This window comes from Nonomuraea sp. NPDC049421, assembly GCF_040677005.1.
Classification (GTDB): domain Bacteria; phylum Actinomycetota; class Actinomycetes; order Streptosporangiales; family Streptosporangiaceae; genus Nonomuraea; species Nonomuraea salmonea.
On record NZ_JBFAQA010000015.1, the window covers coordinates 108,464 to 131,923 of the forward strand.

The 23,460-nt window shown below is 71.4% G+C and carries 21 protein-coding genes; 10 read left to right on the forward strand and 11 right to left on the reverse strand.

Annotated elements, in window-relative coordinates:
• Positions 1-125: 125 nt before the first annotated feature.
• The 5 genes from sepH to AB0K18_RS25475 all read right to left on the reverse strand — a co-directional run bounded on the left by sepH (position 126) and on the right by AB0K18_RS25475 (position 7,824).
• A complete protein-coding gene (sepH, locus tag AB0K18_RS25455; protein ID WP_364918553.1) occupies positions 126-3,089 on the reverse strand; it encodes a septation protein SepH in 2,964 nt (987 codons plus the stop codon).
• A 157-nt stretch (positions 3,090-3,246) separates the two neighbouring features.
• Positions 3,247-4,194 carry a protease inhibitor I9 family protein gene (locus AB0K18_RS25460; protein ID WP_364918556.1) on the reverse strand — a complete coding sequence of 316 codons (948 nt, stop codon included), beginning with the start codon at positions 4,192-4,194 and terminating at the stop codon, positions 3,247-3,249.
• Positions 4,195-4,480: 286 nt separating this feature from the next.
• A complete protein-coding gene (locus AB0K18_RS25465) occupies positions 4,481-5,758 on the reverse strand; it encodes a D-arabinono-1,4-lactone oxidase (protein ID WP_364918558.1) in 1,278 nt (425 codons plus the stop codon).
• A gap of 44 nt (positions 5,759-5,802) precedes the next feature.
• Positions 5,803-6,522: a polysaccharide deacetylase family protein gene (locus AB0K18_RS25470; RefSeq protein ID WP_364918560.1), complete on the reverse strand. Its 720-nt coding sequence runs from the start codon at positions 6,520-6,522 to the stop codon at positions 5,803-5,805.
• Between the two features lie 99 nt (positions 6,523-6,621).
• On the reverse strand, positions 6,622-7,824 hold the full coding sequence (locus AB0K18_RS25475; protein WP_364918563.1) for an MFS transporter: 1,203 nt from the start codon (positions 7,822-7,824) through the stop codon (positions 6,622-6,624).
• A 99-nt stretch (positions 7,825-7,923) separates the two neighbouring features.
• Here AB0K18_RS25475 and AB0K18_RS25480 point away from each other — a divergent pair, with 99 nt between their 5' ends.
• Positions 7,924-9,108, forward strand: coding sequence for a lytic transglycosylase domain-containing protein (locus AB0K18_RS25480; protein WP_364918566.1), 1,185 nt, complete (start codon positions 7,924-7,926; stop codon positions 9,106-9,108).
• Between the two features lie 3 nt (positions 9,109-9,111).
• Here AB0K18_RS25480 and AB0K18_RS25485 read toward each other — a convergent pair whose 3' ends face one another.
• Complete coding sequence (locus tag AB0K18_RS25485) at positions 9,112-10,062, reverse strand: ferrochelatase (protein WP_364918568.1); 951 nt, start codon at positions 10,060-10,062, stop codon at positions 9,112-9,114.
• A gap of 11 nt (positions 10,063-10,073) precedes the next feature.
• Between AB0K18_RS25485 and AB0K18_RS25490 the strand changes: the two genes are divergently transcribed.
• Both AB0K18_RS25490 and AB0K18_RS25495 read left to right on the forward strand, forming a co-directional pair.
• Entirely contained in the window at positions 10,074-12,095 is a 2,022-nt protein-coding gene (locus tag AB0K18_RS25490) for a S9 family peptidase (protein ID WP_364918570.1), read from the forward strand.
• The gene (locus tag AB0K18_RS25495) at positions 12,095-12,883 is read left to right on the forward strand and encodes an inositol monophosphatase family protein (RefSeq protein ID WP_364918572.1); all 789 of its coding nucleotides are present in this window, start codon (positions 12,095-12,097) and stop codon (positions 12,881-12,883) included. The genes AB0K18_RS25490 and AB0K18_RS25495 overlap by 1 nt, the downstream gene beginning before the upstream one ends.
• Before the next feature lie 52 nt (positions 12,884-12,935).
• Here the strand turns inward: AB0K18_RS25495 and AB0K18_RS25500 are convergent, their stop codons facing one another.
• Positions 12,936-13,100 carry a hypothetical protein gene (locus AB0K18_RS25500; protein WP_165974805.1) on the reverse strand — a complete coding sequence of 55 codons (165 nt, stop codon included), beginning with the start codon at positions 13,098-13,100 and terminating at the stop codon, positions 12,936-12,938.
• Positions 13,101-13,355: 255 nt separating this feature from the next.
• Here AB0K18_RS25500 and AB0K18_RS25505 point away from each other — a divergent pair, with 255 nt between their 5' ends.
• The 4 genes from AB0K18_RS25505 to AB0K18_RS25520 all read left to right on the forward strand — a co-directional run bounded on the left by AB0K18_RS25505 (position 13,356) and on the right by AB0K18_RS25520 (position 16,837).
• Positions 13,356-14,009 (forward strand): response regulator transcription factor, encoded by a 654-nt coding sequence (locus AB0K18_RS25505; RefSeq protein WP_345387406.1) that lies wholly within the window; start codon positions 13,356-13,358, stop codon positions 14,007-14,009.
• 161 nt (positions 14,010-14,170) lie between these two features.
• Positions 14,171-15,319: a HAMP domain-containing sensor histidine kinase gene (locus AB0K18_RS25510; RefSeq protein WP_364918811.1), complete on the forward strand. Its 1,149-nt coding sequence runs from the start codon at positions 14,171-14,173 to the stop codon at positions 15,317-15,319.
• A gap of 307 nt (positions 15,320-15,626) precedes the next feature.
• Positions 15,627-15,926 carry a DUF4193 domain-containing protein gene (locus AB0K18_RS25515; RefSeq protein ID WP_020542847.1) on the forward strand — a complete coding sequence of 100 codons (300 nt, stop codon included), beginning with the start codon at positions 15,627-15,629 and terminating at the stop codon, positions 15,924-15,926.
• A gap of 92 nt (positions 15,927-16,018) precedes the next feature.
• Positions 16,019-16,837: a hypothetical protein gene (locus AB0K18_RS25520; RefSeq protein ID WP_364918574.1), complete on the forward strand. Its 819-nt coding sequence runs from the start codon at positions 16,019-16,021 to the stop codon at positions 16,835-16,837.
• Here AB0K18_RS25520 and AB0K18_RS25525 read toward each other — a convergent pair.
• The 3 genes from AB0K18_RS25525 to paaI are packed head-to-tail and all read right to left on the reverse strand — an operon-like array spanning position 16,827 to position 19,096.
• A complete protein-coding gene (locus AB0K18_RS25525) occupies positions 16,827-17,429 on the reverse strand; it encodes a TetR/AcrR family transcriptional regulator (protein WP_364918577.1) in 603 nt (200 codons plus the stop codon). The two genes, AB0K18_RS25520 and AB0K18_RS25525, sit on opposite strands and share 11 nt — an antisense overlap.
• Complete coding sequence (paaK, locus tag AB0K18_RS25530; RefSeq protein ID WP_364918580.1) at positions 17,422-18,720, reverse strand: phenylacetate--CoA ligase PaaK; 1,299 nt, start codon at positions 18,718-18,720, stop codon at positions 17,422-17,424. Before paaK ends, AB0K18_RS25525 begins: the two co-directional genes overlap by 8 nt.
• 7 nt (positions 18,721-18,727) lie before the next feature.
• On the reverse strand, positions 18,728-19,096 hold the full coding sequence (gene paaI, locus AB0K18_RS25535) for a hydroxyphenylacetyl-CoA thioesterase PaaI (protein ID WP_355413540.1): 369 nt from the start codon (positions 19,094-19,096) through the stop codon (positions 18,728-18,730).
• 190 nt (positions 19,097-19,286) lie between these two features.
• Between paaI and AB0K18_RS25540 the strand changes: the two genes are divergently transcribed.
• Genes AB0K18_RS25540 through AB0K18_RS25550 form a run of 3 tightly spaced genes read left to right on the forward strand, consistent with a single transcriptional unit; the run spans position 19,287 to position 23,220 of the window.
• Positions 19,287-20,234, forward strand: coding sequence for an MBL fold metallo-hydrolase (locus tag AB0K18_RS25540; RefSeq protein ID WP_364918583.1), 948 nt, complete (start codon positions 19,287-19,289; stop codon positions 20,232-20,234).
• Positions 20,231-21,769 (forward strand): FAD-dependent monooxygenase, encoded by a 1,539-nt coding sequence (locus AB0K18_RS25545; protein ID WP_364918586.1) that lies wholly within the window; start codon positions 20,231-20,233, stop codon positions 21,767-21,769. The genes AB0K18_RS25540 and AB0K18_RS25545 overlap by 4 nt, the downstream gene beginning before the upstream one ends.
• Before the next feature lie 17 nt (positions 21,770-21,786).
• Positions 21,787-23,220: a trehalose-6-phosphate synthase gene (locus tag AB0K18_RS25550; protein WP_364918589.1), complete on the forward strand. Its 1,434-nt coding sequence runs from the start codon at positions 21,787-21,789 to the stop codon at positions 23,218-23,220.
• Here AB0K18_RS25550 and AB0K18_RS25555 read toward each other — a convergent pair.
• Complete coding sequence (locus AB0K18_RS25555; RefSeq protein WP_364918592.1) at positions 23,153-23,437, reverse strand: DUF4235 domain-containing protein; 285 nt, start codon at positions 23,435-23,437, stop codon at positions 23,153-23,155. The two genes, AB0K18_RS25550 and AB0K18_RS25555, sit on opposite strands and share 68 nt — an antisense overlap.
• Between the last annotated feature and the right edge of the window lie 23 nt (positions 23,438-23,460).

Here is a 23,460-nt window from a genome sequence, read left to right on the forward strand (position 1 = left end):
TTGCGTGTAAAGCGGGTGGTGCGTTGACCGGGTGGTGTGTTGTCCGTCCGGGTGTCTTGTGCGGGTGTTGCTGGGTTTGGGTGGGTTGGCCGTGGAGGGGTTTTCCCTGGCCGGGTGGGGAGCGGTCAGTCCTGGCGGCGGGCGCCGAACATGATCTCGTCCCACGTCGGAACGGACGCGCGGCGGCCCCTCGAACCCTTGCGCCGGCCCGGAGCGGGCTTAGGCGCGGGCACCTGGACGGCGGGCTCCTCCTTGCCGTCGTCCTTGCCCGCCCGTGCGGCCGGGACCGCAGGAGGGGCGGGCTTCGGCTTGGGCGCCGGACGCGGCTTCGGCTCCTGGACGGGCTCCGCGGACTTCTTCCCACGATCGGCGTCCTGCTGCTCGGCCGCGGCCGCCGGCTCCCGCACCTTCTCCGGCTCCTGAGTCTTCTGCGGCTCAGGAGCGGTCGCGTTCTCGGACGGCTCGGGCGTGGCCGCCTTCTCGGGCGCGGCAGGCTCGTCCGCGCTGGAGGTCTGCTCGGCGATGGGCGTCGGCGCCGGGCCGGCGGTGGGCTGAGCCGTCGGCTCCTGTACGGAAGCGGCGGCGGGCTCAGGCGAGGAAACCTCGGCGGGCGTGTCTACGGTGACCGCCTTCTCCGCCTCAGAGGTGACGGACTCGGCCTTCGGAGCGGCGTCGTCTTGTGCCGCAGCGGTACCGGTTTGTGCCGCAGCGGACTCGGTGCCGGCAGCGGAGACGTCGGCAGCCTCGGCCCGGGTCACCGGCGCATCCCCAGCCGCGGCCAGGGCCGCTGGTGCATCCGTGGGCGCGGCCTGAGCTGCCGGGGCACCGGTGGGCTCGGGCTGGGTCGCCGGAGCGTCGGCGGGCACGGCCTGGGCCATCGGAGCGTCGGTGGGCGCGACCTGCGTTGCCGGAGCGTCGGCGGGCTCAGGCTGGGTTGCCGGAGCGTCGGTGGGCGCGGCCTGGGCCTCGGGCGTCTCGGCCTGGGGCTCCGCAGCGGGCACGGCCGGCGCCGTCTCTGCCGCCTGCGCCGGTGTGGCCTCGCGGGCGGCTTGGGTGGGCGCCGACGCCTCGGCGGTCGCGGAGACCTCCGGAGTCTTGGGCTCGACTGCTGGCGAGGCGGCCTCGGTCTTGGGCTCGGCTGCCTCGGAGGTCGTGCTTCCGGGCGACGCAGAGGTGGCCGCTGCGTCGGGTGCGGCGGGTGCGACAGCGTCGGCGGTGGCCTGGGCCTGAGCCTGGGGCTCAGCGGCGGCGTTGGGTTGAGGCGCAGCGATGGTGCTGGCCACAGGAGCAGCGGTTGTGCTGGCTGCGGGCTCAGCGGCGGTGGTGGCCTGAGGCTCAGTGGCGGTGCTGGCCGGGGTGTCAGTGGCGGTGGTGGCCTGAGGCGCAGCGGTGGTGCTGGCCAGGGACTCAGCGGCGGTGCCGGGCTGGGACTCAGTGGCGGTGGTCGGCTCGGCGGTCGCGGTGACGAGGTCGGGCTCGGTCGCCGTGGCAGCGGCGTCCGTGGTGGCCTGAGGCTGCTCGGGTGCAGGGGCAGCGGCCTCGGGTGAGGGTGCCGCCACCTCCTGAGCGGGCGTGAGCGCTTCGGCAGCGGTCGCCGGGGATGTGGCGGGTGCCGGCTGCTGGACGGTGGTCGTCGCGTCGGCAGGCGGCTGCGTGGTGATGGGCTGCTGCTGCGTGATGTGCTCGGCGGCGGGCGCAGGAGCCTGGGGCCGGAGTTGGGTGGCCTGCTCAGGAGGCGCGGTGGCGGCGGAAGCGGTCTGTGGCGTGTCAGCGGGCCGGCTCTGGGGCGCGGCGGAGTCACGGTCGGCCGGACCGTTGGGCTCGGTGACAGGTGCGTGATCGGCCGGGCGAATGGGCTCGGTGGCGCCTGAGGTGTGGTCGGCCGGGCGGGTGGGCTCGGCGGTGACCGGGGTGCGATCGGCCGCGTGCGAGGGCTCGGCGGTGCCGGGCATACGGTCGGCGGTGCCCGGGACTCGGTCGGTGGTGTCAGGGGTGCGGTCGGCTGGGGCGTAGATCGCGGACTCGGGGTCGCGGCCGGAGCTGAAGTCGGGCAGCCATGGCGAAGACCCGCCGCGGCGGGTCGGGTCGCCGGGGCGGGTGTAGCCGGTCTCGCGGCCCGGTTCGGGCCGCGACTGCTCATGCGTGGGCGGGTGGAAGGGCTCGCGTGCGGCCGGTTCCTGCCGCGCGGGATCGCGGGTCAGCGGGTCGAAGGGGGCGGGACGGCGTTCATCGCGGGTGGATGCGTCCGAGGCCGCGGGCGGTTCGGCCGGCGCGGGCGGGTCGAAGAAGTCGTCGTCGTGGGAGGAGTCGCGGGTGCCGCGCGTCGACGGGTACGGGCCGTCGCCACTGCGGCCGGCCGGCTCGTAGCCCACGGCCGGCTCCTCCGGCTCGCGGCGCACCACGGACGGGAACGGCAGCGTCTCGGAGGAGAGCGGCGGCACCGGCTGGAGCTTGGCCACGCGCGGCGCGAACGGCGTCACCGTGGTGTCCTCGACCACCGGCGGCTCGGGGTCGAAGTCGGCGGCGGACAGCCGGAGCGCCTCGTCGTCGTGCGGGGTGACGTGGCGCTTGCGCGGATCGAAGAGCCACTCGGCGTGGCGGGTGTGACCGTTCCAGACGTAGCCGAGCTTGACGCGCCAGAGGCCGTCGTCGCGCTTGGCGCTGTCCCAGTCGATCTCGTCGGTGGGCACGCCGCGCCTGGTGAGGCGCTCGGCCACGAGGTCGCCGAGCGTGGGCCCTGGCGCTGACTCTCCTGGCATGCGTACGGCGACGCGCTGCGCCTGCTGGGCGACGTATTCCCGCTCTTGGAGCACCGGCCCCTCGAACCAGCGGACACGCTCGACCGGGATCCCGGCGGTCGCGGCTATCTCCTCCGCCGTCTCTCCGGCGCGGATGCGGGCCTGGATCTCCTTGGGGCGCAACGGACTCTCCACTTCGATCTCGTACTGGCCGAGACGGGAGAAGTTGCCGCGGACGGCAGCACGGAGCCGGTCGTCCACGGGAAGCGTGAAGCGCGTCCCTCGCCCGGCAGTAGCCAGCACGAGGTAGGTGCCGTCCTCACTCACCGCGACGAGTCGGAGCTCCTGCATGCGAGTCCCTTCGTCAGCGTCGCCATTCTTCCCCCGGACCCTTGAGTCTCTCGCGTGTGCCGGTTGCCTGCCAGCACCGTACCCGGCATGTCCGAACATCGCCTTCCTGGGATAGCCCATGGGCGATGTGACGCCGGTCACATTGGAGTCCATACCTCTAGAGCCCGCCATCGCGCATGAGGAGGTTATGTGGCCGCGACGGGTTCTGGCGAATCGCGCCCCGCGCCGTCGAGCAGCCGAGCCGGTCGGCCAGGGCGGCCGGTCCTGAATTGGGGTGAAGTGCCAGGTGACGGGCGGCGAGTCCGGCCAGATACGGCGCGCGGGCGGAGAAGGCGAGCCCCTCGGTGGTGACGTGGCAGGCGCCTACGTCGGCGGTCCCCACGACGAACATCCCCGAGCGCGACAGCGACCCCGCGGCCCTGGCCAGGGCGGGGGAGTCGGCGCCGTCGATGGCCAGCGCGGTCACGGAGGGGCCCCGGGCGTGCCGGTGTATCCAGTCGAGCCCGGCCAGGACGTCCGACAGCGTCCCCGTGCCGGCGCACCCGAGGACGCGTATGGACGCGATGCCCGCCTCTGGCGCGGCGCGGTGGGCGCGGGACGCGACGCGGGTGCCGTGACCGCGGCAGTCGCGCCCGGTGCCGCCGGTGGCGTCGAAGGCCCGCCAGGCCCGGTCGTCGAACCGGTCGCGGCGGACCTTGACCCCGCTGTCCACGACGTACACGGTGGTGCCGTCGCCTCTGGCTCCGGCCGGGGCGCGGCGGGTGGGTTCGCGGGTGGCCATGGCGTGGATCTCACGGTCGGGCTCGATCGTCTGGACGCGCGGGTCGGCGCGCAGCTCGGCCAGCTCGGCGGGCGTGAGGAAGGTCGCGAGGCCGGGCAGCGCCGAGGTGTAGTAGCGGCGTACCCGCCAGCGCACCTCCCCGACGAGGTCGCGCGCGGCCGCGCGGTCGCGGGCCGTGACGACGTAGGGGCGGGCGGGCTCCTGCGGCGTGTCGCGCAGGGCGAGACCGGAGGCGGGCGTCATGGCCAAGGGGACGGCGGTCGTGGCAGCCGTTGCCACAGCCGCGGCGAGGTACACGGAGGGCAGGCCGAGTCGTCGGGGCACGAGTTACAAGGGTGCCTGTCACGCAGGTCGCACGAGCACCGGGACACGCACTCACGTCTATTCACGAGAAAGCTCTTTACCGAACGCATGGTGTGAGGAAGCACTGATCCGGGGGAAGGGCGTGGCGTCCTCGTCCACCAGGCGCTGACCGGGCGGACGGCGCACGAGCAAGTCACCGGCAAGTCGGCGCAGGCGCGGCAGGAACGGCAGGCCCCGCGGGAACCCCAGGAACGGCGAGAACGGCGGGAACGGCGGGAGCAGCCCCGAGCCGCCCGGTTGAGGCGGGTCAGCCCAGGACGGTGTCCAGGTAGGCGTTGGCGAACAGCCGGCCGGGGTCCAGGCGGTCGCGCAGCGCGACGAAGTCGGCGAACCGCGGGTACGCCTTGGCCAGGTAGGCGGCGTCCCGCGTGTGCAGCTTGCCCCAGTGCGGCCGCCCGCCCAGGCGGGTCATGATCTCCTCGACGCCCGCGAAGTACGCCGGGTTCGGCGTCGGCCGGTAGACGTGGCAGGCGACGTAGGCCGTGGCGCGCCCGTACGCGGTGGACAGCCACGCGTCGCTGGGCGGCGTCACCCGCACCTCCACGGGGAAGGTGATCTTCCAGTCCATCCGCTCGATGAGGTCGCGCACCTCGCGCAGCGCCTGGGCCAGCCGCTCGCGCGGGACGGCGTACTCCATCTCCAGGAAGCGCACGTCGCGCCGCGCGGTGAACTGCTTGTACGACAGGTCCACCGACGACGACTCCCCGAGCGCGGCGGCACTGACGGCGTTGATGCGCGGGATGAGCGCGGGCAGCCGGGCGCCGAGCGCGCAGGCGGCGCCGAAGACGGTGTTCTCCAGGAAGACGGTCTCCAGCCAGCGCCGGGCGGGGGAGGGCGGCCGGGGCGGCCCTGGGCTGCGGTTGTTGGTCTTGACCAGGCAGGCGTCGGTGTGCGGCAGCCAGAAGAAGTCGAGGTGCTCGTTGGCGGAGGTCAGCTCGTCGAGCGCGCCGAGCATCTCGCTGAGCGCGAGCTTGCGCCGCCGGTTGTGCAGCAGGAAGGCGGGTTCGACGCGGAGGGTGACGGTGGTCAGGACGCCGAGCGCGCCGAGGCCCACGCGGGCGGCGTCGAAGAGGTCGTCGCCGGGGGAGGCCGTGGTCAAAGTGCCGTCGGCGAGCACCATCTCCAGCTCGGCGATCTGGTCGGCGAGCCCGCCGCTGTCGCGTCCCGTGCCGTGGGTCCCGGTCTGTACGGCCCCCGCGACGGTCTGCTCGGTGATGTCGCCCATGTTGGCCAGGGCCAGGCCGCGCTCGGCGAGCAGCTCGTTCAGCACGCGTAAGGGGGTGCCGGCCTGGACGGTCACCCGGTCGTCCGCCAGGGAGACGATGCCGGTGAGCGCGTCCGGCCTGAGCATGATGCCCTCGGTGAGGGCCACTCCGGTGAAGGAGTGGCCCGTCCCCACCATGCGTACGCGGCGGCCGGAGCCGGCGGCGTCGCGCACGGCGCGTACGACGTCGTCGGCGCGGGCCGGTACGCGGATCTCGGCCGGGGTGCCCGTCTGATTGCGCGCCCAGTTGACGAAGGCCACGAGCACCCTCCAGCGAAAGTCGTCCGATTAAACGCGAACGATACTCATCTCTCCCAGCCTGCGGGAACGGGGAAGATGTCGCCGGGCTCCAGGTTCTGGTCCTTGATCACGTCGGACACCGTGACCAGGTGGTAACCCTTGTTCTTCAGGGTCTTGATCAGCGCCGGCATGCCGTCCACGGTCTGCTTCACCCAGTCGTGCATGAGGATGATGCCGTTCGGCTTGGCCACGGCCAGCGTCTGCTTCTGGATGGCCTTGACGTTCTTGGAGCTCCAGTCGGCGGAGCCCGCGGTCCACAGGATCATCGGCATGCCGAACTCGATGGCGATGTCGGAGACCTGGATGTCGGCCAGCCCGTACGGCGGGCGCAGCAGCTTGGGCTCGACGCCCGCGGCCTTCTTCACCGCGTCCTGCGTCTTCTTGATCTCGTTACGGATCGTCGCCGCGTCGCTCTTGGTGAAGTCGGGGTGGCTGTAGCTGTGGTTGCCGAGCTCGTGGCCCTCGGCGACCATGCGCTTGACGAACTGGGGGCGGCTCTTGACGTACTGGCCCTCAAGGAAGAACGTCGCCTTGGCGTCGTACTTCTTGAGCGTGTCGAGCAGCGTGCCCGCGTACTTGCCCGGTCCGTCGTCGAACGTCAGCGCCAGGCACTTCACCTGGGAGCAGTCGACCGGAGCCGCCTTCTTCTCGGCGGCCGCGGACTTTGCGCCCTGGGCGGGAGCGGGGGTCGCCTCGGCGATGGCCGCCGCCGGGGCAAGGGTCACGCAAACAGCCGCGATTGCTAGAAGTGAACTGATGTGTCGGGACATAACTAGTGCTTCCAGTGTGTTGGGTGTTGCGAGGGATCTCCCGACCGTAGCGGATCAGCTCTCGGAGGGTGAAGCAGCCTCGGGAAGTCTCAGCAAACCCGAACCTCCCACGCCGACGATCACCGCCGCGACGGCCGCGGCCACGGAGAAGCCGTACGCGGCGGAGGCGCCGTACGACTCGGTCAGCCGCCCGCCCGCCCACGCGCCCGCGGCCACGCCGAACCCGATGGCCGTCGAGATCCACGCCATGCCCTCGGTGAGCAGCGACGGCGGCACCAGCCGCTCGGTGAGCGAGAAGCTGGTGATGAGCGTGGGGGAGATGGCGAAGCCGGCGAGGAACAGCGCGGCGGCCATGAGCCAGGCGTGGTCGATGAAGACGATCGGCACCAGGCCCACCACGAACAGCGCGAGCGCCCGTACGAACCTGGCCCGCAGCGAGATCCGCCAGTGCCGCGAGCCGAACCACAGGCCCGACACCATCGACCCGCCCGCGAACGCCGCCAGCAGGAACCCCGCGGCGCCCTTCACGCCGTGCTCCTCCGCGAACGCCACCGTGATCAGGTCCACCGAGCCGAAGATCGCGCCCAGCGCGAGGGCGACGCCGGCCAGCACCGCCACGCCGGGGATGAGGATCGGCGAGCCCGACGACGACCTGATCTCCTGCACGGGCGGCTCGGTGCTCCGCTGCCCGGCCAGCGCCAGCGAGCCGCCCAGCATGCAGACCAGCGCCACGATCAGCCCCGCGTAGGGGTTCACGGCGGTCGCGAGCACCGTGACCAGCGCAGGACCGGTGACGAAGACCACCTCGTCGATCACCGACTCGAACGCGAACGCGGTGTGCAGCCGCCCCGAGCCGCCGTGGATGACCGACCAGCGGGCCCGCACCATGGAGCCGAGCGACAGCGACGTGGCGCCGACGATCAGACCAGCGGCGTAGTAGGTCCAGTCGGGCAGCGCGGAGCCGGCGAACACCATGAGCGCGGCCAGCGCGAGCGCGTTCACCACCGCGAACGGCGGGATCACCCGGCTCTGGCCGAACCGGTCCACCAGCCGCCCGGACAGGGGAGCGGCCACGGCGAAGGCGAGGTTGGTGGTCGCGGCGACCGCGCCGGCCGTGGCGTACGACTCGGTGAGCGTGGAGATCAGCAGGATCACGCCGATGCCGAGCATCGACATCGGCATCCGGCCGATGAGCCCGGCCAGGACGAACGCCGCCGCTCCGGGCCTCTCGAACAACCCCCGGTAAGGCCCGACCACGCTGTTTCCCCCTTACTTGAGCCTGAGCGGGCTAACCATTGCGCACCGTATGTCCGGATGGCAAGTGATTTCGCGCAGGGGTGAGTTAACGTGTCCCGAGTGTCCGGTCTTCCCAGCTTTCGCGCGGTCATGCTCATGGTCGCCGCCGTGCTCGTGGTCACCGCCGCGGCAGGGGGCGTCGTGGTCGTCCTGGGTGAGGATCTGGTCGGCACCGCCCAGGAGCAGCCCGTACGCAGGTTGCGCCCCCAACAGACGCCCCAGCAGTCGCCCGCGCCGCGCCTCGACGAGATGGTGCCCACCGCCGAGCCGGTCAAGGACTTCGGTGAGGGCGGCCCCAGCGTCACCGTCACGCCGCCGCGCGTGCTCGCCGTCGCGGCCGGCACCGTGCCCAAGCAGACCAGGTTCCGGCTGGGCGAGCTGTCCCACGTGCAGAAGGTCGCCGTGGTGGACGCCGGCGCCGTCAAGGTGTCGGGCACGTCGCTGAACCTGCTGGCCGTGGACCCGGCCGAGTTCCGCTCCTGGACCCCGCAGCCCGTCGCCGACCAGCCCGCCGTGTGGAGCGCGCTGACCAGGGGCGAGCTGGTCGCCGACGCGGACGCGATGAAGAAGTTCGGCATGATCCTGGGGGCCGTCTACCAGGTGGACGGCGGGCCGAGGCTGCGCGTCGCCGCCTCGGCCTCGCTCGGGCTGCACGGCGTGGACGGGCTCATCAGCACCGATCTCGGCAGGTCACTGGGGTTCGCGCAGGGCGTCGCCGTGCTGCTGCACGGCAAGGAGGGCAAGATCAGCAAGACGGGCGTGAAGAAGCTGCTCGGCAAGCGCAGCCAGGTCGTCGTGCTCGACGCCGCCGCCCGTACGCCCAAGCGGCGGCAGCCGCCGGCCCAGCAGCAGGTCACCGTGGGCCGGCCGGGCAGCTATCTGGAGCTCTACAAGGCCGCCGCCACCCGCTGCCCCGGGCTGTCCTGGACGGTGCTCGCCGCCATCGGGCAGGTGGAGAGCGGGCACGGCCGCAACAACGGGCCGTCGAGCGCCGGCGCGCTCGGGCCGATGCAGTTCATGCCCGCCACCTGGAAGCACTACGGCGTGGACGGCGACGGCGACGGCAAGAAGGACATCTGGAGCCCGTACGACGCCGTGCCCGGCGCGGCGAACTACCTGTGCGCCAACAAGGCCGGGCAGGGCGGCGAGCGGCTGCGCAAGGCGATCTGGTTCTACAACCACTCGTGGGACTACGTGAACAAGGTGATGTCGATCGCCGACGCCTACGCGAAGGCCTATGCGTAGGGCCTACGCCTGAGGCCGCCTGCGCGGGGGCGGGCAGCAGGTCAGCGGGCAGGGGACGGGCTCGGGCTCGTCCATCAGCTCGCGCACCATCCGCACGAACGCCGGATGCGTGCCCGCCGTCGCCGCCCGCTCCATCGGCAGCTCCAGCTCGGCGGCCACCTGCCTGGCCTCGGTGTCGAGGTCGTAGACGACCTCCATGTGGTCGGAGACGAACCCGATCGGCACCAGCACGACCGAGCGCGCGTCGGTCTTGCGGAGGTGGTCGCAGACGTCGGGCTCCAGCCACGGCACCTGCGGCGGCCCGCTGCGCGACTGCCACACCAGGTCCCACGGCTCGGTGCGGCCCAGCGCCCGGCTCACCAGCTCGGCGCTCCTGCGCAGCTGCGCCTCGTAGAGGCCGCCCTCGGGGCCCGCGGTCTCGGCCATGGACGTGGGGATGCTGTGGGCGGTGAACACCAGCCTGGCGTCGTCACGGCCGAGCCGCTCGAGGGCCGCCCTGGTGCGGTCGGCCATCGCCGTCACGAACCCGGGGTGCTCGCCGTAGTGGCGCATCTTGACCAGCTCGGGGCCGTCCTCGACGGAGGTCCGGTCGATGTCCTCGTAGTATTGGCGGCAGCTCGAGTAGCCGGCGAACGCCGACGTGGCGAACACCGCGGCCTTGCGCACCCCGTCGGCCTTCATCTGGCGCACGGTGTCCTCGCCGAACGGGTGCCAGTTGCGGTTGCCCCAATAGACGGGCACCCCGGCGACCGGGCGCAGCGCCTCGACCAGGTCACGGTTCTGCTGGTTGATCGGGCTGACCCCGCCGAAGCTCTGGTAGTGCTCGGCCACTTCGAGCAGCCGCTCGCGCGGCACGCCACGGCCGCGCACGACGTTCTCCAGGAACGGCATCACGTCGTCGGGACCCTCGGGGCCGCCGAACGACAAGACCAGCAAGGCGTCGTAAATTCCCACGTGACAACCCTATGCGGGGATGTCGGCGGTCCTCGCCGCGAGGTAGGTTCGGTCGGGTGAGCGCATTCAACGACATACGCGACTATGTGGCCATCCCCCGAGTTCTCTCGCTCAAGCTGTCGCCCGACGGGTCCAGACTGATCTCCGCCGTGCAGTCCCTGAACCCCGACGGCAAGTCGTACGGCACCGCGCTCTGGGCGATTCCCGTGGACGGCGAGCCGTACCGGCTGACCCGCTCGGCCAAGGGCGAATCGGCCGCCGTCTTCACCGCGGCCGGCGACGTGCTGTTCACCTCCGCCCGCCCCGACCCGACCGTCAAGGACGCCACCGACGAGGTGCCCGCCCTGTGGCTGCTGCCCCGCGCCGGCGGCGAGGCCCGCCAGGTGGCGAGCAGGGCCGGCGGCATCGGCGCCGTGCGCACGGCGGGCGACGTGGTGGTCTTCTCCGCCGACGTGCTCGACGGCGAGGAGTCGGCCGACGCCGACAAGCGCAAGGCCCGCAAGGACGCCGGGATCAGCGCCATCCTGCACGAGCAGTTCCCGGTCCGCTACTGGGACCACGACCTCGGCCCGGGCCGGCCCCGGCTCTTCGCCGCGCGGCTCGGCGCCGACCGGCTCGAGGACGTCCGCGACCTGACGCCCGACGCCGGTGACGCGCTGCGGCAGGGCACGTTCGAGCTGGCCCCCGACGGCGCCTCCGTGATCACCACGTGGCAGGTCTACCTGCCCAAGGGCGAGTCGCGTACGGACCTGGTGGTCATCGACGTGGCCACCGGCGAGCGCCGCGTGCTGCTCAGCGAGGACGGCCACGACTTCGGCGGCCCGCTGGCCGTCTCGCCCGACGGCACGAAGCTCGCCTGCGCCCGCGACCGCAGGACCGGCTACGACGTCTCCGCGCGCAGCACGCTGTGGATCGCCGACCTCGCCACCGGGCAGGGCCGCGAGTACACGCCCGACGCGTTCCCCACCGACGTCCAGTGGGCCCCCGACTCCTCGGCCGTCTACCTGGTCGCCGACCACCAGGGCCGCCGGCCGGTCTTCCGCGTCCCGCTCGACGGCGAGGTCACCAGGCTCACCGGGGACGACGCCGCGTACCTGCACGTCAACCCGTCGCCCGACGGCCGCTTCGTCTACGCCCTGCACAGCGGCGTCGCCCTGGCCCCCGGGCCGGCCAGGATCGACGCCGTCACCGGCGAGGTCACCGACCTGCCGTCGCCCGCGCCGCGCCCCGAGGTGCCCGGCACGCTCGCCGAGGTCACCGCCACCGCCGACGACGGCGCCACCGTCCGCGGCTGGCTCGCCGTGCCCGAGACCGCCTCCGCCGCAGACCCGGCCCCGCTCGTGCTGTTCGTGCACGGCGGCCCGCTCGGCTCCTGGAACGACTGGCAGTGGCGCTGGCAGTCGTGGATCCTCGCCCAGCAGGGCTACGCGGTGCTCATGCCCGACCCGTGCATGTCCACCGGCTACGGCCAGGAGATGATCGACCGCGGCTGGGGCAACTGGGGCCCGCGCACCCAGGCCGACCTCGACGCGATCGTGGACGCCACCCTGGAGAGGGACGACATCGACGCCGAGCGCACGGCTGCGATGGGCGGCTCGTACGGCGGCTACATGGCCAACTGGCTCGCCGGCCACACCGACCGTTACAAGGCCATCGTCACCCACGCCTCGCTGTGGAACCTCGACCAGTTCGCCGGCACCACCGACGCCGCGATGTACTGGCAGCGCGAGTTCGGCGAGCCCGGCGGCGAGCGCTACCAGCTGCTGTCGCCGCACAACTCCGTCGACAAGATCACCACCCCGATGCTCGTCATCCACGGCGACAAGGACTACCGGGTGCCGATCGGCGAGGCGCTGCGGCTGTGGTGGGACCTGCGCCGCACGGAGGTCGACGCGAAGTTCCTGTACTTCCCCGACGAGAACCACTGGATACTCAAGCCCGGCAACATCGTCGCCTGGTACGAGACCGTGCTCGCCTTCCTCGGCCACCACGTGCTGGGCCAGGAGTGGAAGCGCCCGGAGTCGGTGGCCTGATGACGGACTTCCTGAGGCTCGCCGAGGACATCGCCCGCGAGGCCGGCGACATGCTGCTCGCCAAGCGGCCCACGATGTCCCGCGAGATCGAGACCAAGTCGAGCCCCACCGACGTGGTCACCACCCTGGACAAGGCGTCGGAGGCGCTCATCCGCGAGCGCATCCTGGCCGCCAGGCCCGATGACCGCATCCTCGGCGAGGAGCAGGGCGAGGCGCCGGGCGAGGGCGACGTGCGCTGGATCGTCGACCCGATCGACGGCACCGTCAACTTCCTGTACGGCCTGCCCGACTGGGCGGTGTCGATCGCCGTCGAGGTGGCGGGCAAGGTCGTGGCCGGCGTCGTCAACGTGCCGCAGCGCGGCGAGGTCTACACCGCGGCGCTCGGCGAGGGCTCATGGCTCGGCGCCGAGCGGCTGCGCTGCAACACCGGCGTGCCGCTGTCGCAGGCGCTGGTCGCCACCGGGTTCGGTTACGCCAAGGCGCGCCGCGAGAGCCAGGGCGAGGTCGTGGCGAAGGTGCTGCCACGGGTGCGCGACATCCGGCGTGGCGGCTCGTGCGCCATCGACATCTGCTCGCTGGCGGCGGGCCGGGTCGACGCCTACTACGAGCGCGGCGTCAACCAGTGGGACTTCGCGGCGGCCGGGCTGGTGGCCACCGAGTCGGGCGCCAGGCTCGGCGGCCTGCACGGCCGGCCGGTCAGCTCGGAGTTCGCGCTGTGCGCGGCTCCCGGCCTGTTCGAGGAGCTGCACGACCTCCTTGCGTCACTGGATCCGCTGCGCGGAGCCTGAGTGCGTCAGGTGCGAAACGGCCGGAGCGTGGCTCCGGCCGTTTGGCGTCTCGCTAGCGGGGCAACGGTATGCCGTGATCGTCGGCCAGGCGGCGCAGGTCCTCGATCTCGGCGGTGAGGGTGTCGGCGAGGTAGTCGTCGCCGACGCTGCGGGCCTCCCGCAGGCCCTTGTAAGCCTGGTCGAGGCGGTGTTCGATCGTGGTCGTGAACTCGCCCATCTCACCTACTCTCCGGGGGTTCGATCCGTCCAAGGGCGAAGTCTCCCCATTGCCGGATGAAGCCTGGGCAATGGGTGTCCCGACGGCATACCCCGGCTTGTCGCCCTCCGAAACATGAATTTCTCCAAGCCTCGGTAAGCCGCGCCCGCACGGGGGCCTCCGGCCGGTCCCGGGTGGCCGGAACATGCCTTACCGTGCGCTTATCGAGGTTGTGGCCAGAATGAGTGACCAGAATCGGAGAGAGGTGTACCGGGCGTGCGCGTGCTGGTGGTTGAGGATGAGCGGGTGCTGGCCGACGCGATCGCGACGGGGTTGCGGCGCGAGGCCATGGCGGTCGACGTCGCCTACGACGGCGGCGGGGCGCTGGAGCGTACCTCCTACATCGACTACGACGTGATCGTGCTGGACCGTGACCTGCCGGTCGTGCACGGTGACGAGGTGTGCCGCAGGCTGGTCGAGCAGCGGACGGCCTCCCGCATCCTCATGCTGACCGCCTCGGGCGACGTGGACGACAAGGTGGAGGGCCTCGGCCTGGGCGCCGACGACTACCTGGCCAAGCCGTTCGTGTTCATCGAGCTGGTGGCCAGGGTGCGCGCGCTCGGCCGGCGCTCGGCCCCCGCGCTGCCTCCCGTGCTGCAGCGCGCCGGCATCAGGCTCGACCCGGGCAAGCGGCTGGTGGAGCGCGACGGCAGGGAGGTCGTGCTGACCAAGAAGGAGTTCGCGGTGCTCGAAGAGCTGATGCGGGCCGACGGCGCCGTGGTCAGCCAGGAGGACCTGCTGGACAAGGCATGGGACGAGAACATCGATCCCTTCACGAACGTGGTCCGGGTGACCATGATGACGCTGCGGAAGAAGCTGGGCGAGCCTCAGGTGATCGAGACCGTGCCCGGGGTTGGGTACAAGTTGTGACGGACAGGCCAGAGCGCGAAGCGGGCCCGACGCATCCGATGATCAGCCCGCACTCGGAACGCAAGGCGACGCGCGTCCAGGAGACGCCGCCGCCCCCGACGGGACCACCGGTGTGGGACGGCCCACCGCCGCCCGCGCGGCAGCTCACCCCACGCTCCACCATGGAACGTGTGAAGGAGCTTCCCGGCAAGGTCAGCATCCGCTGGCGCCTGACGCTCACCTACGGCGCGCTCGTGTTCGGCGCCGCCGTGGCCCTGCTGCTGTCCATGTACGCCATCGTCGGGGCGTCCATCGGCAACGAGTGGCCGACACTGGACACGCGGGGCATCAACCCCATCGATGCGGCGATCGCCCAGAACCAGTGGCTGCAGGCCAAAGAGGCGACCGTGCACAACGCCCGCGGCGAGTTGCTGCAGAGCGCGGTGATGGCCCTGTTCGGGGTGGGCATCCTGGCGCTGATCATCGGCTACTTCGTGGCCGACAGGGCGATGCGGCCGGTCGCCAGGATGACCGCCACGGCGCGCAAGCTGTCGGAGAGCACGCTGGCCCATCAGCGCATCGCGCTCGAGGGCCCCAACGACGAGCTGAAGGAGCTGGCCGACACCTTCGACGCCATGCTCACCCGGCTCAACGTCGCCTTCGACACCCAGCGGAGATTCGTCGCCAACGCCTCACACGAATTGCGCACTCCGCTCACCATCAACAGGACGGTCCTGGAGATCGCGCTTTCCGATCCGGCGGCCTCCGAGGACCTCAAAGCGCTCGGGCGTACCCTCCTTGAGGTCAACGCGCGTAACGAGAAGCTCATCGAAGGACTGCTGCTGCTCGCCAGGAGCGAACGCGAACTCGCCGTGCGCAAACCGCTGGACGTGAAGGAGGTCGCGCAGACGGCGGTCGAACAGGTCGTGCCGTTCGCCGCCGAACACGGTGTGACCGTCACCACCGAACTGGTCAGCGCGCCTACCGTGGGCGATCCGGTGCTCCTGGAGCGGTCGGTGAGCAACCTGCTGGAGAACGCGGTGAAGTACAACATTCCCGAAAGCGGAAAAGTCTGGATCCGTACGGGAATGGCGGACGGTGCCTTGGTTGTTCAGGTGGCCAACACGGGGCAGCACGTCCCCGCGTACGAGGTCAACAGCCTGTTCGAGCCGTTCAGGAGGCTTCATGCGGATCGGGTGGATTCGGCCAAGGGAGCGGGTCTCGGGCTGTCCATCGTGCGCGCGGTCGTGCAGGCCCACGGTGGGAATGTGGCCGCTGTGCCACGTGATGGCGGGGGGCTCGTGGTGACCATTAGGCTGCCGCGGCGCTGACGTGGTGACGTTCTGACGTGTTCGTCCGCGTGTTGTCGCATGGGGGCGTCTCGTTCTCGCCGCACATGTGGTTGGATGTGCCGTCGAACACGGTGGTGCATGACGCCAAGGCTGTGGGTTTCGCCATATTTGGCTAACCATTGCCGACGGCAGCAGGCCCTGACGTGTTGGGAGGTTCGTGGTCCGTTTCCTCGGGGTACCGATGGGAAATCTCCCCGACGGAACGGGCACAAGATGGGCTTCCCGGACGTTAGAAGACGCGCGATGAGCGCGAAGACATATAGATGAGGGGGATGGAGTAAGCACAATGGCTACCGACTACGACAGCCCGCGCAAGACAGACGACGACCTGGGTGAAGACAGCCTCCAGGAACTCCAGGCGCGGCGCACCGACAAGTCGTCCGGCAGCATCGACATCGATGAGACCGACCTGGCGGAGTCGCTCGAACTGCCCGGTGCCGATCTGTCGAACGAAGAGCTCTCCCTGCGGGTGATCCCCCGTCAGGCCGACGAGTTCACCTGCTCGCGCTGCTTCCTGGTGCACCACCGCAGCCAGCTGGCCTCCGAGAAGAACGGTCAGCAGGTCTGCCGGGAGTGCGCCGCCTGATCACTGGAGCGAACGAGCTCGGGGTAGAGGGACCGAAGACGACCAAAGCCCACGAACCCGAGCGATCGCGACATGAATTACGGAGGCATCGCGTGGCCGAACCGGAGAAAGACCGCCAAGCGGGCAGTGAGGTCGCCGACCCCGATCGTGAGGTCGGCGAGCTCGTTGGCAAGCTCACCGCTCCGGGTGAGCTGGAGCCGGCCGAGCGGCGCAGGCTGCTCGGCCGACTCGCTCAGGCGCTGTCCGCCGGGGCGAAGCGGGCGCGGGCCACCGGCGCGGGCCGGGGCCGCTGGCTGGCCGACGTCTTCCTCAACATCGCGCCGCGCATCCCGATCAGAGACCTGCACACCCTCGCCGAGCACCACCACGGCCTGACCGGCGAAGAGCTCGCCGACGACCTGGTGCGCACCGCTCAAAAGGCCACGATGACGGTCGGCGCCATCGGCGGAGCACTGGCCGCGGCCGAGTTCGCCGCGCCACCCCTCCTGCTCTCCGCTCCCGCCCAGCTCGTCGCCGAGACCATCGTCGTCGCCGCCATCGAGGTCAAGCTGCTGGCCGAGCTGCACGAGGTCTACGGCGTCCACGTCCAGGGATCCGGCGCGCAGCGCGCCGTCGCCTTCACCGCCGCCTGGGCCAAGCAACGCGGCATCGACCCCCTCGCGCCCGCGTCCGTCTCCCTGGCGCTCGGAGCGGCCACCAAGACGGCCCTGCGCAACCGCCTCATGCGCACGCTCGGCCGCCACCTCACCACCTTCGGCCCCTTCCTGACCGGCGCCATCGCCGGCGGCGCGCTCAACCGCATGGCCACGAAGAAGCTCGGCCAGGCCATCCGCGCCGACCTGCGCGTCAAGGCCCCCTCCCCGGCCCAGCAGGCCGTCCAGGAAAAGCCGCGCGGCGAGCTCAGCCAGTAGGCCGCAGGCCGCTGAAGGCCATCATGAGCAGCGCGTCGGCCAGATCGTCGGCCGAGCCGCCGCGCGCCGGCTGATACCACTCGGTGATCGAGTTGACGGTGCCGAACAGCAGCCGCGTCACCAGCCCTGGATCGACGTCCGCCCTGATCCCGCCCTCCGCCACCGCCTCGCCGACCAGCCCGGTGATGAACCGGTCGAACTCCCGCCGCCGCTCCAGCGCCGCCTGCTCGGTGCCGCTGTTGCCGCGCACCCGCAGCAGCAGCGTCACGTACGGCAGGCGCTCGACGAGGATGCGCACGCTCTGCCTGACGACCCACTCCAGCCGGTCGATGGCCGCACCCTTCGCGGCCCGCTCGTCGGCCACCATCGCGAACAGCCCGTCGAGCGCCCGGTCGAGCGCCCTGGCGAGCAGCTGCTCCTTGCCCGGCACGTGGTAGTAGATGGCCGACTTGGTCACGCCGAGCGCCTTGGCGAGGTCCTCCATGCTGGTGCCGTCGTAGCCGCGCTCGTTGAAGACGCCGACCGCGATCGACAGCACCGACTCGGGATCGAGCCCGCGACCGCGCCTGGGCTTCGTGGTGGTCTCAATCATGACGCTCATCGATGACGCGCTTCAGCTTGCCCACCGACCGCTCCAGCGTCTCAGGGTCCACCACCTCGACTTCGACGCTCACGCCCACGGTCTCCTTGACGGCGCCGCGCAGGGCCTGAGCGGCCGCCTCGCGCCCCTCGCCGAACCCCGGCCGCGCCTCGACCCTGACCGTCATCACGTCGAGCCGCCCAGGACGGGTGAGGCGGAGCTGGAAGTGCGGCGACAGACCCTCGACGCCGAGCACGACCTCCTCGATCTGGGTGGGGAACACGTTCACACCCCGCACGATGATCATGTCGTCGGTACGCCCGGTCACCTTCCGCATCCGCCGGAACGCGGGCCGCGCGGTGCCGGGCAGCAGCCTGGTCAGGTCGCGGGTGCGGTAGCGGATGACCGGCATGGCCTCCTTGGTCAGCGTGGTGAAGACCAGCTCGCCCTCGTCGGCCGGTTCCCCGGTGAACGGATCGACGGTCTCGGGATAGAAGTGGTCCTCCCAGACGTGCAGGCCGTCCTTGGTCTCGACGCACTCGTTGGCCACGCCGGGACCCATCACCTCCGACAGGCCGTAGACGTCCACGGCGTCGAGGTCGAAGGCGTCCTCGATCTCGGCGCGCATCTGCTCCGTCCACGGCTCGGCGCCGAAGATGCCGACCCGCAGTGACGTGGCGCGCGGATCGATGCCCTGGGCCCTGAACTCGTCCAGCAGCGCCAGCATGTACGACGGCGTCACCATGATCACGTCGGGCCGGAAGTCCGCGATGAGCCGCACCTGCCGGGGCGTCATGCCGCCCGAGACCGGCACCACCGTGCAGCCCAGCCGCTCGGCCCCGTAATGGGCGCCGAGCCCGCCGGTGAACAGGCCGTAGCCGTAGGCCACGTGCACGATGTCGCCGGGCCGCCCGCCGGAGGCGCGGATCGAGCGGGCCATCACCTCGGCCCACACGTCGAGGTCGCGCTTGGTGTAGCCGACCACGGTGGCCCGCCCGGTGGTGCCGCTGGAGGCGTGGATCCGCGCCACCTGCTCGCGGGGCACCGCGAACATGCCGAACGGATAGCTCTCGCGCAGGTCCTCCTTCGTGGTGAAGGGGAATTCGGCCAGGTCGGCGAGTTCCTTGCAGTCGCTGGGGTGCACGCCCGCCGCGTCGAACTTCTCCCGGTAGAGCGGGACGTTGCGGTAGGCGTGGTCGAGGGTGTGCCGCAGGCGCTCCAGCTGGAGTGCCGCCAGCTCGTCGCGGGAGACGCGCTCGATCGGGTCGAGCTCGTCGGGGGCGGGGGGTCGTCCCAGTCTCATGGCCGTCTCACTTCAGCTCCCGGCTCCGGCCGCGGAACTCCGCGACCACCTGACCGTCCGGCCTGCGCACGGTGACGTCGTAGATGCCGCTGCGGCCGTAGCGGGTGCGCTCCTCCGCCTCGGCGATCAGCACGTCACCCGCGCGGGCGGGGGAGACGAACGTGATCTCCGCCCCCGCCGCCACCGTGACCGGCCCATGACTGTTGCACGCGCACGCGAACGCGGTGTCGGCCAGCAGGAACACGTAACCGCCGTGGCACAGGCCGTGGCCGTTGACCATCCGCTCGGTCACGGTCATCCGGCACACCGCCCGGCCGTCGCCCAGCTCCGCGGGCTCGATGCCGAGGGCGGCGGAGGCGGTGTCGGCGTCCATCATGCGCCGCGCGCTCTCCACGAAGGTCTCCCTTGTCAACTGACCGAATGTTCGGTAAACCAATCACCGGCGGGACACGCCTGTCAAGGGCGCGCCGCCGGGACTTCCGGCGCGCCGGTGGGAAGAGACTCCTAGGAGTGCGCACACCGCCCCGGCCCCGGGACGGCGGCGCCCTGAGCGGGAGGAGACAGCGATGGCGAAGCCGTTCGCCTCGTCGGCGGACCTCGGCGAGAAGCGGCAGTCCCTGGAGATCCTGGCGGACGGCGTGTACGCGCTCACCGCCGAGGGCGACCCCAACGTGGGGGCCGTCGAGGGCGAGGACTTCCTCGTCTGCTTCGAGGCCCTGGCCACACCGGTGGCGGCCCGCCGGTGGCTGGCCCGGCTGCGCGAGCACACGGACAAGCCGATCCGCTACCTCGTGCTGTCGCACTACCACGCGGTCAGGGTGCTGGGCGCGTCGGCGTTCGGCGCCGAGGTGATCGTCACCCACGAGAAGACCCGCGAGCTGATCGCCGAGCGCGGCGCCCAGGACTGGGCCAGCGAGTACGCCAGGATGCCCCGCCTGTTCGAGGAGCCCGCCTCGATCCTCGGCCTGACCTGGCCGACCGCGACGTTCAGCGACCGGTTCACCATCGACCTGGGCGGCGGGCGCGGCGACCTCGTGCTGCAGTACTGCGGGCGCGGCCACACCGAGGGCGATCTGGTGGCCTGGCTGCCCGAGCAGCGCGTGCTGTTCGCCGGCGACCTGGTGGAGTCGCAGGCCGCCCTCTACACCGGCGACGCCTTCCACCGCGACTGGGCCTCCACGACGCTCGACCGGGTGGCCGCGCTCGGCGCGCGCACGCTGGTGGGCGGCAGGGGCGCGGTGGCCGAGGGCGAGGACGCCGTCGCGGCCGCCATCGGCCAGACCCGCGACTTCCTGACCGTCATGCTGCGCGAGGTCGGGGCGTCGGAGTCGGTGAAGGAGGCGTTCGAGCGCACACACCGCGCACTCGCCCCCCGCTACGGCTCCTGGCCCATCTTCGAGCACTGCCTCCCGTTCAACGTCTCCCGGTTGTGGGACGAGCTGCACGGCGTCGAGCGCCCGCGCATCTGGACCGCGGAGCGCGACCGCCAGGTCTGGGACGAACTCCAGTCATGAGCGCCGAGCCGCAGGTCATCGTCGTAGGCGCGGGACCGGTCGGGCAGAGTGCCGCGCTGTTGCTGGCCCGGTGGGGCGTTCAGGTGCTGGTGCTCGACCAGCGGCCGGGCCGGGGGTCCGGCGGGTCGAAGTCGATCTGCCAGCAGCGCGACGTGCTCGACATCTGGGCCGCCGCCGGCGCCGGGCAGGTGGCCGAGGAGGGCCTGGCCTGGACCACCGCCCGCACCTACTACCGCGACCGCGAGCTGCTGTCGTGGACGTTCGAGCGCGAGGGGCCGCTGCCGCCGTGCGTGAACATCTCCCAGACCCGCACCGAGCAGATACTCGACGCGGCCATCGCCGCGCAGCCGCTCGTCGAGGTGCGCTGGGAGCACGAGGTCACCGGCCTGACCCAGGACGACTCCGGCGTCACCGTGCACTGCGGGCAGCGGCGGCTGCGGGCGCCGTACGTGCTGGTCTGCGCGGGCGCGCGGGCGCAGGCGATCCGGTCGGCGCTCGGCGTGTCGTTCACCGGGGAGACGTTCGACGACCAGTTCCTGATCTGCGACATCAAGGCCGACCTGCCGGGCTGGGAGAACGAGCGCCGCTTCTACTTCGACCCCGTGTGGAACCCGGGGCGGCAGGTGCTCATCCACCCGTGTCCCGGGGGCACGTACCGGATCGACTGGCAGATCGCGCCCGACTTCATCCCCACCGACGCCGACATCGCACGCAAGGTCCGGCAGGTCATCGGGGACCGCCCGTACGAGCTGCTGTGGCACAGCACCTACCGCTTCCACGCGCGCCTGGCCTCGCGGATGCGGGTCGGGCGGGTGCTGCTGGCCGGCGACTGCGCCCACCTGGTGGCGCCGTTCGGGGCGCGCGGGCTCAACTCCGGGGTGCCGGACGCCGAGAACGCGGCGTGGAAGCTCGCCTTCGTGCTCAACGGGTGGGCGGGGGCGGGGCTGCTGGAGTCGTACCACGTGGAGCGGCACGCGGCGGCGGTGGAGAACCTGGAGGTGACCGGCGCCACCATGCGCTTCCTCGTGCCGCGCACGGTGGAGGAGCGCATGCGGCGGCGGGCCGTGCTGGAGGGCGGGCGGGTGGACGAGGTCGACTCGGGGCGTTTCGCCGAGCCCTTCTGGTACGTCGGCTCGCCCCTGACCACGCCCGAGCCCTCACGCCCCTTCGCCGGCCGGCCGCCCAAGGGCGCGGTGTGCCCGCCGTCACCCGGCGTGATCCTGCCTGACCTGGCCGTGCCGGGCGGCAGGTTGCGCGATATTACACGAGACGGATTCCTCGTGCTATTGGGTGATATGTGCGATTCGAGTTTGTTTGTGCAGGTCTTGGGCAAGGTCATTACGGCGCCGCTCGCCGTTCGCGGGCTCGCGGAGATCGATGGGACTGGCTCGCTCGCTGAGAGGCTCGGCGCCGGGCCGGATGAGGCATGGCTCATCAGGCCCGACTCCCACATCGCCGCGATCCTCCCTCACGCGGGCCCGGAGTCGGTGGCGGCCGCTGTTGGCCGCGCGCTCGGCGGCTTTCCTGACATATGACCCCATAGGAGGACTGCGTGACTGGCCGTAGCTCGTTCTTGATCGTCGCGAACCGATTGCCGGTGGACCGCACGATCGAACCCGACGGAACGGCCTCGTGGCGCAGGAGTCCTGGCGGGCTCGTCACCGCGATAGCCCCGGTGATGCAGCGCCGCCACGGAGCCTGGGCCGGCTGGCACGGGGCGCCCGACGAGAAGCTGGAGCCGTTCGAGCAGGACGGGATGAACCTCATCCCCGTCCCGCTGTCCGCCCGCGAGGTGGAGCTCTACTACGAGGGCTTCTCCAACGCCACCTTGTGGCCGCTCTACCACGACGTCGTGGCCACGCCCGTCTTCGACAGGGAGATGTGGGAGGCGTACCAGGTCGTCAACCAGCGCTTCGCCGAGGCCGCCGCGGAGGCGGCCGATGAGGGCGCGGTCGTGTGGGTGCAGGACTACCAGCTCCAGCTCGTGCCCGCCATGCTGCGCCGCCTGCGTCCCGACCTGCGCATCGGGTTCTTCCTGCACATCCCCTTCCCGCCGACCGAGCTGTTCTGGCGCCTGCCGTGGCGCAAGGACCTCGTCGAAGGGCTGCTCGGGGCTGACCTGGTGGGCTTCCAGCTGCCGGGCGGCGCCTCGAACTTCCGCCGGCTGTGCCGCCGGCTGCTCGGGCTGCCGTACAAGGGGAACGAGATCTTCCTCGACGACCGGATCGTCACCACACAGGCGTTCCCGATCTCGGTGGACTTCGCGCAGCTCGACGCGCTCGTGCGCGAGCCGCAGGTCGTGGCCAGGGCCAAGGAGATCAGGATCGAGCTGGGCGAGCCCGAGCACGTGCTGCTCGGCGTGGACCGGCTCGACTACACCAAGGGCATCGGCCAGCGCCTCGAAGGCTTCGGCGAGCTGCTCAAGGACGGGCGGCTGCGGCCAGGCGAGGCGGTGTTCGTGCAGATCGCCACGCCCAGCAGGGAGCGCGTGGACGAGTACCGGAGGCTGCGCGACGACATCGAGCTGCAGGTCGGGCGGATCAACGGCGAGCACGCCCAGCTCGGCTACCAGCCCATCTGGTATTTCCACCAGTCGTACAACCACGAGGAGCTGGCCGCGCTCTATCTCGCCGCCGACGTCATGGTCGTCACGCCCCTGCGCGACGGGATGAACCTGGTGGCCAAGGAGTACATCTCCTGCCACCACGACCTGCAGGGCGCGCTGGTGCTGAGCGAGTTCACCGGGGCGGCCGACGAGCTGCGGCAGTCGTACCTGGTGAACCCGTACGACGTGGAGGACATCAAGCGGCAGTTGCTGAACGCGATGCGGGCCACGCCGCACGAGCTGGCCCGGCGGATGCGGACGATGCGCCGCCGGGTCGCCACCTACGACGTGGACCGCTGGGCCAACGAGTTCCTCACTGCCCTGGAGTCACCTGCTTCAGCGACTTCCACGCGTCGTAGCGCCTCTTGGCGGTCCGGTTGACCACGATCTGCGCCACCGACATGCCCACCCCCATGACGACGGCGTAGCCGATCGCCTCGCCGAGGCTCACCTCAGGCGACTCGGTGTCGATGGGCGGCTCCTTGCCGGTCGCTTTCGTCCAGGCGAAACCCAGCACCTTACGGGCCGCCCACGCCGTCACCAGACCCACGAGTCCGCCGATGACCCGCCAGGCGATATCTGGCTTCTCCTCCGCCATGTCGATCTCCCTTCCCCTTTGTA

Bases quoted from the DNA above. Each gene is read 5' to 3' on its own strand.
- AB0K18_RS25515 (WP_020542847.1), top strand. From the start codon at position 15,627: ATGGCTACCGACTACGACAGCCCGCGCAAGACAGACGACGACCTGGGT.
- AB0K18_RS25555 (WP_364918592.1), bottom strand. From the start codon at position 23,437: ATGGCGGAGGAGAAGCCAGATATCGCCTGGCGGGTCATCGGCGGACTC.
- AB0K18_RS25495 (WP_364918572.1), top strand. From the start codon at position 12,095: ATGACGGACTTCCTGAGGCTCGCCGAGGACATCGCCCGCGAGGCCGGC.
- AB0K18_RS25525 (WP_364918577.1), bottom strand. From the start codon at position 17,429: ATGATTGAGACCACCACGAAGCCCAGGCGCGGTCGCGGGCTCGATCCC.
- AB0K18_RS25500 (WP_165974805.1), bottom strand. From the start codon at position 13,100: ATGGGCGAGTTCACGACCACGATCGAACACCGCCTCGACCAGGCTTAC.
- AB0K18_RS25490 (WP_364918570.1), top strand. From the start codon at position 10,074: ATGCGGGGATGTCGGCGGTCCTCGCCGCGAGGTAGGTTCGGTCGGGTG.
- AB0K18_RS25540 (WP_364918583.1), top strand. From the start codon at position 19,287: ATGGCGAAGCCGTTCGCCTCGTCGGCGGACCTCGGCGAGAAGCGGCAG.
- AB0K18_RS25510 (WP_364918811.1), top strand. From the start codon at position 14,171: ATGGAACGTGTGAAGGAGCTTCCCGGCAAGGTCAGCATCCGCTGGCGC.
- paaI (WP_355413540.1), bottom strand. From the start codon at position 19,096: ATGATGGACGCCGACACCGCCTCCGCCGCCCTCGGCATCGAGCCCGCG.
- sepH (WP_364918553.1), bottom strand. From the start codon at position 3,089: ATGCAGGAGCTCCGACTCGTCGCGGTGAGTGAGGACGGCACCTACCTC.
- AB0K18_RS25545 (WP_364918586.1), top strand. From the start codon at position 20,231: ATGAGCGCCGAGCCGCAGGTCATCGTCGTAGGCGCGGGACCGGTCGGG.
- paaK (WP_364918580.1), bottom strand. From the start codon at position 18,720: ATGAGACTGGGACGACCCCCCGCCCCCGACGAGCTCGACCCGATCGAG.